Origin of the sequence: Streptococcus oralis subsp. dentisani (assembly GCF_003944205.1) — a bacterium.
GTDB lineage: Bacteria > Bacillota > Bacilli > Lactobacillales > Streptococcaceae > Streptococcus > Streptococcus oralis_BH.
In genome coordinates, this window is record NZ_RJPH01000005.1 from 114962 (window position 1) to 126634 (window position 11673).

The 11673-nt window shown below is 42.1% G+C and carries 12 protein-coding genes; all 12 read right to left on the reverse strand.

Annotated features, from left to right (window positions below; all coding sequences use genetic code 11):
- Window positions 1-63: 63 nt before the first annotated feature.
- Window positions 64-912 carry a DNA-processing protein DprA gene (dprA, locus tag D8805_RS05385; protein WP_061586937.1) on the reverse strand — a complete coding sequence of 283 codons (849 nt, stop codon included), beginning with the start codon at window positions 910-912 and terminating at the stop codon, window positions 64-66.
- Between the two features lie 166 nt (window positions 913-1078).
- Window positions 1079-2902 carry a translation elongation factor 4 gene (lepA, locus tag D8805_RS05390; protein ID WP_001047199.1) on the reverse strand — a complete coding sequence of 608 codons (1824 nt, stop codon included), beginning with the start codon at window positions 2900-2902 and terminating at the stop codon, window positions 1079-1081.
- A gap of 78 nt (window positions 2903-2980) precedes the next feature.
- On the reverse strand, window positions 2981-3709 hold the full coding sequence (locus D8805_RS05395; protein WP_125415984.1) for a metallophosphoesterase family protein: 729 nt from the start codon (window positions 3707-3709) through the stop codon (window positions 2981-2983).
- Window positions 3710-5377 carry a DNA repair protein RecN gene (gene recN / locus D8805_RS05400; RefSeq protein WP_125415987.1) on the reverse strand — a complete coding sequence of 556 codons (1668 nt, stop codon included), beginning with the start codon at window positions 5375-5377 and terminating at the stop codon, window positions 3710-3712. It lies immediately after the preceding gene.
- 6 nt (window positions 5378-5383) lie between these two features.
- On the reverse strand, window positions 5384-5815 hold the full coding sequence (locus tag D8805_RS05405; protein WP_125415990.1) for an arginine repressor: 432 nt from the start codon (window positions 5813-5815) through the stop codon (window positions 5384-5386).
- Complete coding sequence (locus D8805_RS05410; protein WP_125415993.1) at window positions 5808-6623, reverse strand: TlyA family RNA methyltransferase; 816 nt, start codon at window positions 6621-6623, stop codon at window positions 5808-5810. The genes D8805_RS05405 and D8805_RS05410 overlap by 8 nt, the downstream gene beginning before the upstream one ends.
- The gene (locus D8805_RS05415) at window positions 6616-7491 is read right to left on the reverse strand and encodes a polyprenyl synthetase family protein (protein WP_125415996.1); all 876 of its coding nucleotides are present in this window, start codon (window positions 7489-7491) and stop codon (window positions 6616-6618) included. The genes D8805_RS05410 and D8805_RS05415 overlap by 8 nt, the downstream gene beginning before the upstream one ends.
- Window positions 7488-7700: an exodeoxyribonuclease VII small subunit gene (locus tag D8805_RS05420; protein ID WP_125415999.1), complete on the reverse strand. Its 213-nt coding sequence runs from the start codon at window positions 7698-7700 to the stop codon at window positions 7488-7490. Before D8805_RS05420 ends, D8805_RS05415 begins: the two co-directional genes overlap by 4 nt.
- Window positions 7678-9018: an exodeoxyribonuclease VII large subunit gene (gene xseA / locus D8805_RS05425; RefSeq protein WP_125416002.1), complete on the reverse strand. Its 1341-nt coding sequence runs from the start codon at window positions 9016-9018 to the stop codon at window positions 7678-7680. Before xseA ends, D8805_RS05420 begins: the two co-directional genes overlap by 23 nt.
- A 128-nt stretch (window positions 9019-9146) precedes the next feature.
- Window positions 9147-9785 carry a uridine kinase gene (udk, locus tag D8805_RS05430; RefSeq protein WP_001181372.1) on the reverse strand — a complete coding sequence of 213 codons (639 nt, stop codon included), beginning with the start codon at window positions 9783-9785 and terminating at the stop codon, window positions 9147-9149.
- Between the two features lie 111 nt (window positions 9786-9896).
- Window positions 9897-10775 (reverse strand): tRNA pseudouridine(55) synthase TruB, encoded by an 879-nt coding sequence (gene truB, locus D8805_RS05435; RefSeq protein WP_125416005.1) that lies wholly within the window; start codon window positions 10773-10775, stop codon window positions 9897-9899.
- Between the two features lie 19 nt (window positions 10776-10794).
- Window positions 10795-11673 (reverse strand): AAA family ATPase (locus tag D8805_RS05440; RefSeq protein WP_125416008.1); only part of this gene is annotated, 879 nt, incomplete at its 5' end.

The following is an 11673-nucleotide window of genomic DNA, read 5'->3' on the forward strand; positions in this document are numbered from 1 at the left end:
TAACTGTCAAGACTTAGCTCCTATATATAGAAGAAAAGTTTATCTGAGTGAACAAATTTCTCCTTAAAATTCAAACTCAGCCAACACATCTTGACCACTGCTAATCAGCTTTGCTCCCTCTTGGATCAGATGGTGACAGCCATCTGAATGGCCATCTAAAATGTTTCCTGGAATGGCAAAGACATCACGACCTTCCTCCATAGCTCGCTCACAGGTAATGAGACTCCCTGAACGCATCCTTGCCTCTGCTACAATAACGCCACGGCATAGTCCAGCAATGATGCGATTACGAGCTGGAAAGTGAAATTTCAAGGGTTCTTCACCAGGTCCGTACTCGCTAAGTACCAAATGGTGATTGCCAATGTGTTCCTGCAAACGTTTATTGGCGCGGGGATAAAAAACATCCAATCCTGTTCCAATGACAGCAATTGTTCTTCCTCCATTCTGGAGTGCAGCCATATGGGCAGCCGTATCAATCCCTTTGGCCAAACCACTGACCACGATTAACTCGTTTTCCAAACCTTGAATGACTTTCTGAACCGATTTTGCTCCCTGACTAGAACATGAACGACTCCCTACAACAGCAACCTTTGGAAATTTCAACAGGTCTAGATTTCCTTTATAAAACAAGAGCGCTGGAGCATCATAAATCTCACTCAGATCCCAAGGATAACAGTCATCAAGAATCGAGAAGGATGGAAATTTCTGAAACTCCTTCTCCAACTGTGCATCATCTATCTGGAAATAGCGTTCCATAAAGACAGCAGGATTACGACAACCTGAAATTTCTGCAATATCACCTAGCAAGAGCTCCTGATCTACAGTCTCGTCGTATTCAAGAACAGTTAAAATTTGTTGATTGGTCAGCCCAGCTTTTCTCAATTTATAAATCTCATAGTTTGTGATCTTCATATACAACTCCATTTCTTTTTCTACTCATCTATCTATTCGTAAAAAAAATAAAAAGAAGACATGATAAATTGATTTTTGTATTTATCCAACTTTCGTATGTGATAACTTGGTTCATCAAAAACACAAAAAACTCTTGAAAAATCTTCAAGAGTTTTATTTTTTATTTCTATTCTTCATCCATGCTCAAGACGCTAAGGAAGGCTTCTTGTGGGACTTCTACTGATCCGATAGCTTTCATGCGTTTCTTACCAGCTTTTTGTTTTTCAAGGAGCTTGCGTTTACGAGAAACGTCACCACCGTAACACTTAGCAAGTACGTTCTTACGAAGGGCCTTGATATCCGTACGAGCCACGATCTTGTGCCCAATAGCTGCTTGAATCGGCACCTCAAACTGTTGACGAGGGATGATTTTCTTGAGCTTATCCACGATGAGTTTCCCACGTTCGTAGGCAAAGTCCTTGTGAACGATAAAGCTGAGGGCATCCACCTTATCACCATTGAGAAGGATATCCATTTTGACCAGCTTAGATGGGCGGTACTCTGACAATTCGTAGTCAAAACTTGCATAACCACGCGTTGAAGACTTAAGCTTATCAAAGAAGTCAAAGACAATTTCAGCAAGTGGAATTTGATAGATAACATTGACACGATTATCATCAATATAGTCCATGGTTACAAAGTCCCCACGTTTGCGCTGAGCCAATTCCATTACTGCCCCAACAAATTCCTGTGGTACCATGATTTGCGCCTTAACATAAGGTTCTTCAATGGTCGCGATCTTAGTTGGGTCTGGGAACTCAGATGGGTTAGACACATCCATAGACTCACCATCAGTTTGGTTAACCTTATAGATAACAGATGGAGCTGTCATAATGAGATCAATGTTGAACTCGCGCTCTAAACGCTCTTGGATAACATCCATATGGAGAAGTCCAAGGAATCCACAACGGAAACCAAAACCGAGTGCCTGAGATGTTTCAGGTTCAAACTGCAAGCTGGCATCGTTGAGCTGCAATTTTTCAAGGGCTTCACGAAGGTCATTGTACTTGTTTGACTCGATTGGGTAAAGACCTGCAAAGACCATAGGGTTCATTTGCTTGTAGCCGTCTAGTGGTTCTGCTGCAGGATTGCTTGCTAGGGTCACTGTATCACCAACACGAGTGTCTTGAACCGTCTTGATGGAAGCCGCAATATAACCAACGTCACCAGTCGCTAGAAAATCGCGCCCAACTGCTTTTGGCGTGAAAATACCAACCTCAGTCACATCAAAGGTCTTTCCATTGCTCATAAGCTGAATCTTATCGCCAGGTTTGACCACTCCGTCCATGACACGCACTTGGAGGATAACCCCACGATAGGCATCATAAACTGAGTCGAAAATCAAGGCCTTGAGTGGTGCCGTTACATCTCCTGTTGGTGCGGGAACTTTCTCTACGATTTGCTCAAGAATTTCTTCAATACCAATACCAGCTTTGGCTGAAGCCAAGACCGCTTCGCTGGCATCTAGTCCAATGACATCCTCAATCTCTGTACGCACACGCTCAGGATCAGCTGCTGGTAGGTCAATCTTGTTAATGACTGGTAGAATTTCCAAATCATTATCCAAGGCTAGATAAACGTTGGCAAGAGTTTGCGCCTCAATCCCTTGGGCCGCATCAACCACCAAAATCGCCCCTTCACAGGCTGCTAGTGAACGCGACACTTCATAGGTAAAGTCCACGTGCCCTGGCGTGTCAATCAAGTGGAAAATATAGGTCTCGCCATCTTTTGCAGTGTAATTAAGCTCAATGGCATTAAGTTTAATGGTAATCCCACGTTCACGCTCAAGATCCATACTATCCAGAAGCTGGGCTTGCATTTCACGACTAGAAACGGTCTCCGTCTTTTCCAAAATGCGGTCTGCCAGCGTTGACTTTCCGTGGTCAATATGAGCGATAATAGAGAAGTTGCGGATCTTCTCCTGTCGTTTTTTCAATTCTTCTAAATTCATGATTCTCTTCCTTTCAGGGTATCTATTTATTATAAATTGTTTTTAACATTTTGACAAGACCATACCCTGTAAGGAGTACTAATCTTCGGCGATAAAGCCGTCATTTTCAATAAAATAGTGCTCGGTCATGCCTTGGTCAGTAAAGACAATACCATGAAGTACACCTCCATATACGGCTCCTCCATCCATCCCAACTTTGCCATCTTCTGTCACCCAAAGGTCAGCAGTACCTGGTTTCTGATCTAGTAGACCATAGACTGGTGTATGCCCAAAGACAATGGTTTTCCCAGTATGATTGGCCGCTTCGTGGAATGGTTTTCTGAGCCAGACTTTCTTGTAATCAGTCGTTTCATGCCAATCATCCAAGGTCAAATCAATACCAGCATGCACAAAGATATACTTGTCTGTCTCAACGACAAAAGGCATCTGACGAATAAATTCGACTAAATCTGCTGCTTCCGTTTCGACGCGTTTAGCGTCTTCAACTGCATCAACTGGTGCATCCAAGGGACGACCTAGGATAGAGTTAATAGTTGTATCTCCACCATTGCGACGATAATGGTCATAGCTTTCTTCTGGATTGTCCAACCAAGTCAAAAACATATACTCGTGATTTCCTGATAGACAGATAGCCCCTTTATTATCCACCAAGTTCTTGACCATTTCTAAAACACGGCGACTATCTTCACCTCGGTCAATCAAATCCCCTAGAAAAAGCAACTGGGTGTGATCATCCCATGTTTTGAGAAGGTCTTCCAGCATACCTGCTTTTCCATGGACATCTCCAATTACATAATAGTCTGTCATTTATTTCTCCCTCGTTTGCAATAATTCTCTCGCTTGGGTAAGGGCTGCTTCGGTTACATTCTCTCCTGCCAACATCTTAGCAACTTCCTCTACTCGTTCTTCTAAAGTCAAGAGACGAACTGTCGAAACAGTTGAATGTTCGTCACTAATCTTCTCAATAAAGAATTGATAATCCGCGATGGCAATCACTTGTGGAAGGTGAGAAATAGCAAGAACCTGACCATGCTGGCCAATCTTATGAATCTTCTGAGCGATGGCTTGGGCCACACGACCTGAAACTCCCGTATCCACCTCATCAAAGACAATACTGGTCTTGCCTTCTTTGCGAGAAAAGGCTGACTTGATAGCTAACATGAGACGGGATAATTCCCCACCAGATGCAACCTTAACCAAGGGTTTAAAGTCTTCACCAGGGTTGGTGGAAATGTAAAACTCAACTGTTTCATTCCCCTCACGACTAAATTTGCCCTTGCTAAAGCGAACCTGAAATTGTGCCTTCTCCATATAGAGGTCTTGCAATTCTTGCTTAATCTCAGCTTCAAGTTGCTGGGCCAAATCATGACGAGCAGATGCAAGCTGTCCTGCCAAATCGACAAGATCGACTTCCAATTTCTTGAGCTCTGCTTCCATGTCTTCGGAAGAAAGGTTGTTACCAGTCAAGAGATTGTATTCATCCGTAATCTTGGCAAAATAAAGCAAAACATCGTCCACAGTCCCACCGTATTTACGGGTAATAGTATTTATAAGGTCTAAGCGATTTTCAACCTGCATGAGGCGATTACCATCAAAATCCAAGTCCTCAATAATATCTTCCAAACGCTTGCTAATATCTTCTAAAACATAGTAGGTTTCTGATAGAGAACTTGAAATTTCACGGTATTCAGGGTCGTATTCTTCAACACTTTCCATGTCATTCATGGCGGAACGGACATTTGCTAGGCTAGAAAACTCCTCATTGTCCAACATGGTGTAGGCATTTGTCAAGGTGTCTGCTATATTCTTGTGATTGAGGAGTTTATCTCGTTCTTGGTTGAGAGCCAAGTCTTCACCAGCCTGCAAGTTTGCTGCTTCAATCTCTGCCATTTGAAATTCCAACATCTCAATGCGAGACTTGTGTTCCTGCTGGTTTTTCTTGACTTCAAGAACCTGCTTGCGCATTTTGCGATAGGTGTCAAAGCTTGTCTGATAGGCTTGTTTAAGTTCCAAAAATGCTGCTTCACCAAATTCATCCAGCATCTGGATATGAAGTTGCGGACGCATTAACTCTTCTTGGTCATGTTGACCATGAATATCGACAAGATGTTGGCCGATTGCGCGCAAGACAGAAAGATTGACCATCTGCCCATTCACGCGACTTACACTTCGCCCATTTTGAAGAATTTCACGACGGATGATAATCTCATCCCCCAACTCCAACCCTTGCTCTTCAAAGAGCTCTTGTAAAGAACGGCTATTCTCAACAGAGAAAAGCCCTTCAATTTCAGCCTTGGGAGCACCATGACGAATAACATCTGTAGTCGCTCTAGCTCCTAACACCATGTTCATGGCATCGATGATGATCGATTTCCCAGCACCTGTTTCACCAGTTAAGACTGTCATGCCTTTTTCAAAATTGAGTGAAATCGCCTCTATAATGGCAAAGTTTTTTATCGAAATTTCAAGTAACATATAAACCTACCAATTTTTTACTTGTTCAAATATTTCCTTGGCATCTTCTTCATTTCTCAAGATAATCAAAATTGAGTTGTCGTCTGCCAGACAGTTGAAAATTCTCTCTGAGAAAGTATTCATCAGCTGACTCTTGACAAAGGCAGTATTCCCAGGAATGACATCCAGATTGATCATATTTCCCATGCGCTCAGAACCTATTATGTTATTCTCAGCCAACTGCAAACTTCTTACAATTGTTTTTGGCAATTCATAGATGTATTTATTGTTCTTCAAGGGAATTTTTACGATACCCAGTTCCTTAATATCTCGTGACACCGTCGCTTGAGTGGCAGAGATACCTGCTTCTTTTAAATGCTCAACGATTTCTTCCTGAGTCCCTATTTGATAATCTGTTACAAATCTTCTAATTTTTTCAAGTCTTTCTTTTTTATTCATCTTTAAATTCTCTATGTGCTCTCTCTACAACTTTTTCTATTTCTGGGGCAACTTGATTGCTTGCTCCCTCTTCCTTTTTCAAATATGCTAGAAATTCAATGTTTCCATGTCCACCTTGGATTGGTGAATAGTCTAATCCAAGCACTGAAAAACCTTGATCAACTGCCATGGCAGTGACTGATTCAAGGACATGTTGATGGACCTTGGCATCGCGAATGATTCCATTTTTCCCGATTTGCTCACGACCAGCTTCAAACTGAGGTTTGACAAGTGCTACCACCTGACCTTGTTCGGCCAACACACGATGCAAGGCTGGTAAGATCAGACTAAGGGAAATGAAACTCACATCAATACTGGCAAAACTTGGTTCCTGCTCAAAGTCAGTCTTTTCAGCATAGCGGAAATTAAACTGCTCCATACTGACAACCCGTGGATCTTGACGCAATTTCCAAGCCAACTGATTGGTACCAACATCGACTGCAAAGACAAGCTTAGCACCATTCTGAAGCATGACGTCGGTAAATCCTCCAGTGGAGGCCCCAATATCAATCGTGGTTGCGCCATCCACTGATAAATCAAAGACCTGCAAAGCCTTTTCCAGTTTTAGACCACCTCGACTGACATACTTGAGTTTTTCACCCTTGAGTTTTAACTCAGTGTCATCTGGGATTTTCTCTCCAGGCTTGTCAAAACGCTCCCCATTAAGGACTGCTACGACTAGACCTGCCATGACACCGCGTTTAGCCTGTTCTCGCGTTTCAAACAAGCCCTGTTTATAAGCTAGTACATCCACTCTTTCCTTAGCCATTGATTCTCAAACTTTCTACTATTTTCACAATCGGCTCTGTTTCAAAGCTGACTTGCTGGGCGATTTCTTCTAATTTATCCTCGGCTTGATCAAGAGTTTGGTTACAAAAGGCCTTGGCCTCTTCCAAGCTCAACAAGGCTGGATAGGTTGACTTTTCTGCCTGCAAGTCCTTTTGTGGTGTCTTGCCGATTTCCTCAAAACTAGCTGTCACATCCAGCACATCATCTCTGACCTGAAAAGCAAGCCCGATCAATTCACCAACCGTTTTCAGTTTTGCTTGGGTTTCAGGAGCTAATTCAGCTATGATAGCAGCTGCTTGGAAAGGATAAGCTAGTAACTTACCTGTTTTATTGGCATGAATGGTCTGAAGTTCTTCCAAAGACAAGTGCTGATGTTCGCCTTCCATGTCCAAAACCTGCCCTGCAACCATTCCCAGACTTCCTGAAGCAAGGGATAAGTTGGCAATCAAGTCCACCTTGATCTGACTGGGCAAATCTGCCTGCGCTATCAAAGCATAGGGATCTAGGAACAAGGCATCTCCTGCTAAAATCGCCATTGCTTCACCAAATTTCTTGTGATTGGTCAAGCGTCCCCGACGGTAATCATCATCATCCATGGCAGGAAGATCATCGTGAATCAAGCTCCCTGTATGAATCATCTCCAAAGCCGCAGCCACCTGCGCGTGAGCTGGTTGGATTGCGACTTGCAAGGCTTCCAGAACTTCTAGCAAGAGAAAAGGGCGAATACGCTTGCCACCAGCATGAATGGAATAGAGAACGGACTCTTGTAAACTAGAAGCAAACTGCTGGTCTCCATAAAAATCTTCCAAAGCCGACTCCACAAGAGCTAATTTTTCTTGCTTCTTCATTCAAAATCACTTTCTGTTCCGTCTTCTTGCATGACCTTGACCAAGGTCTTTTCAGCCTTGTCTAGCGTCGATTGGAGCTCTTTTGACAAGACCATGCCCTTTTGAAAGGCAGCAATCGCATCTTCCAAAGCAATTTCACCATTTTCTAAACTTTGGACAATGGTCTCCAGTTCTGCTAGATTTTCCTCAAATTTCTTTGGTTTTGACATCTTTAACCTCTAATTCTACTTGACCATCTCGCATCAAAAGCGTCACTTGGTCTTTTTTCTTCAAACTCTCAACTGAATCCACAACAGAATCTTCTTTTTTGACAATAGCATAACCACGCGCCACGATTCGACTGGTATCCAACATCAACAAAGCTTCTGAAAGTCGCTTCACCTCAGCAACCTTGGCATCATAAACTAGCGCCATTTGGCTACGTAGGAGCTTGTCCAACTGACCTAGACGGTCTTGATAACGCTGGATTTTGGTAACAGGCGATAATTGGACTAGTTGATGCGTCCTTGCTTGGACTAATTGGTTGTTATCAGAAATTCGTGTTCGCAAACTTTGTTTTAATCGCAGTTGCAGTTGGTCTAACCGTTGCAAATAGCCATCATACAAGCGCTCTGGCTGTCTAAAGATGACTGACTGACTGCATTTTTTCAGAGCTTCTTTTTTTCTTGACAGGACATTCTGAACTGCTGTTGCCATCCGTTTTTCCTGATTTTGCAAATGAGCTAATAGATCCAACTTGGTTACAGGTGTTGCCAGTTCAGCTGCAGCTGTTGGTGTCGCCGCCCGACGATCCGCTACAAAATCTGCCAAGGTCACATCCGTTTCATGTCCCACACTAGAAATGATTGGCAAACGAGATTCAAAAATAGCCCGTACCACAATTTCTTCGTTAAAGGCCCAGAGATCCTCGATCGAACCACCACCTCGACCAATAATGAGCAAATCCAAATCGTCCCGTTGATTAGCACGCGCAATATTTCGAGCAATTTCCTCCGCAGCTTCATCACCTTGTACCTTAGTCGGATAAAGAAGGATATCGATACCAGGAAACCGTCTGCTCACGGTCGTGATAATATCTCGAATAACGGCTCCACTGCGACTGGTCACCACACCAATTCTCTTAGAAAATTGGGGAAGAGGTTGCTTGAAACGTTCTTGAAACAGACCTTCTTCCGTCAATTTTTTCTTGAGTTGTTCAAACTGAATTGCAAGCGCCCCAACCCCATCAGGCTCAGCCTTCTCAATGATGATAGAGTAGCTCCCACTCGGTTCATAAACCTGTACACGCCCAATCACATTGATTTTCATTCCCTCTTCCAAGTCGAAACCTAATTTTTGATAAATCCCAGACCAGATGGTCGCTTGAATAACTGCATGGTCATCCTTTAGGGAGAAATATTGGTGAGTAGGTCGTTTACGAAAGTTGGAAACTTGACCAGTTAAATAGACTCGTTCCAAGTATGGGTCTTTATCGAATTTCATTTTCAGATACTTGGTCAACGTTGTTACCGATAAATACTTTTCCATCTCCACCTACTATTCATTTTCTTGCTTTTCCATGGGTATTATTATACCAAAAACATGCTTAAAAATCACCTTTTTCCTACTGAAACTAAAGGAAAAATAGAAAAAGGAGGCTAGGCCTCCTCATCTGATTATTTACTGTTTCGCGCTTCTTCCAAAATCTTTGCAATCTTAGTGGTCAAAAGGTCGATAGCAACTGTATTGCTGACTCCCTCAGGAATGACGATATCCGCATAGCGCTTGGTCGGCTCGATAAACTGGTGGTACATAGGTTTAACTACACCTAAGTACTGCTCAATGACACTGTCAAGGCTACGTCCACGCTCTTCCATATCACGCTTGATCCGACGAATAATACGCACATCATCATCCGTATCCACAAAAATCTTGATGTCCATCAAATCGCGCAGGCGCTTGTCCTCCAAGACCAGAATCCCCTCAACGATAAAGACATCCTGAGGCTCCTGACGATAGGTCTTGCTACTCCGTGTATGGGCTGTATAGTCATAAGTCGGAATGTCCACTGGGCGCCCTGCCAACAATTCCTTAATCTGCTCGATCATCAAGTCTGTATCAAAGGCAAATGGATGGTCGTAGTTGGTTTTGACACGCTCTTCAAAAGTCAAGTGAGACTGATCCTTGTAGTATGAATCATGCTCAATCATGGAAATCTTTTCATCAGGAAAATGCGATAAAATGGCTCTTGAAACACTGGTCTTACCACCACCAGAACCACCTGTCACTCCGATAATGATTGGTCTATTTTGCATGCTATCCTCCGTTTTTTATCCGTCGTCTATTCTATCATATTTTTTTCAAAATTTATAGTCTGATTTGGATAGTCTAGGGGGAAACGATTCCATCCCCACACTCTAGTTAAACTAGCTAAAAACCTTCCTTGGTTTGTAAAAATTGTCCCTTTTTTCTAGAATGGCTAGCAATGTATCTCCCTCAAAGGCAGCCAATTCTTGGTCCGTTTGGTCTAGCTCGATAAAACGACCAAAGCGCACTTCTGTAGCCTCTTCTGGAGTTAGGAAAACTTTGACAAGATCCCCTATTCCAATTTCGAGAGGATGGAGAAAGTCCAGTTGATCAGCCTCCACTTTTTCAGCAATTTCGTCCAAGGTAAGAGCATCCTCCAGTTGTAAACCTGCTGCACTCGTCCGAGTCAAATGGGACATATGGGCCGCATAACCCAGCTTCTCTCCCAAATCAACTGACAAGGTGCGAATATAAGTTCCCTTACTGCATTTTACACGAAAAGTGAAACTTGCAAGTTCGCCCTCATAAGAAATCGGACTTGTTCGTTCAAATTGATAAATGGTCACCTGACGTTCTGGACGCTCCACTTCCTGACCAGCACGCGCATACTCATAGAGCTTGCGACCATTGACCTTGACAGCCGAGTACATAGGTGGAATCTGAGTAATAGGCCCAGTCAGACTCGCAATCGCTTCATCGACAATGGTTTCATCCAAGGGCGACAAAACAGGTGTCTCTGTGACCACTTCTCCACTTGCATCCTCGGTCGTCGTTGAATAACCAAGAGTGATTTCCCCCTCATAGACCTTGCCCTCGTCCTGCATAAATTCGACCATGCGGGTCGCCTTGCCAACCGCAATGGGCAAAACACCCACCACATCTGGATCCAAGGTCCCACCATGACCAATTTTCTTGGTTCCCAAAATCTTACGCAGCTTAAAAACCGCATCATGCGAGGTCATCCCCGCTTCTTTTTTTAAGTTGATAATACCGTTCATGTGTTGCTTTCTGATTCAATTAAAATATGTCGTCTTCAAGAATTATTAAATAATTCTCTTTTGTAGCAAAAGAAAGGTTACTTAAACGTTTTGCTTGATTCATAATTATTTTATCAAATACATTTCTTACAAATCGACCATTCGCATTTTTATTTTCAGGATTGCTACTATGTAATTCTAAATATTTTTTTAATTTTTCTTTTGCAGAATCATGCAAAATGTACTCTTCATTTTTGCAATATGAAAGAAAAATATCAAACATTTGGTCCACAGTATAATCTTCAAACGTAATAAAATAATTAAATCTTGATTTTAACCCAGGATTAGATTCAAAAAACTTTTTCATTAAATTATCATATCCTGCTACAATAACAACTAAATCATCTCGATAGTCTTCTAATGCTTTAGTTAACTCAGTTAAACACTCTCGACCATAACTATCACTTTTATCGTTTTCAGTAATACTATATGCTTCATCAATAAATAAAACGCCCCCCTTAGCTTTTTGGATCAGTCTTTTAACTTTTAAAGCAGTTTGCCCTTGATATTCTGCTATTAAGTCAGTTCTAGTTGCTTCAATAAAATGACCTTTGCTTAGTATTCCTAGAGAACGATACATATTACCAACAATTCTAGCAACTGTTGTTTTACCTGTACCCGGATTCCCTAGGAAAGCCATATGCATCGTTCTATTAGTTTTTTTTAACCCAATCTTTTCTCGGTTTTTCTGAACTTTGTTAAAGATTACTAGGTCTTCTATTTCTTTCTTTACATTTTCTAATCCTATCAGGGAGTTTAATTCATCAGACAGCTCATCAAATGATTTGGTATTGATTTCTTTTAAAATAGCGTACTCACTATCTATTAATCTAGAACCAAGATATTTATACAGTAACTC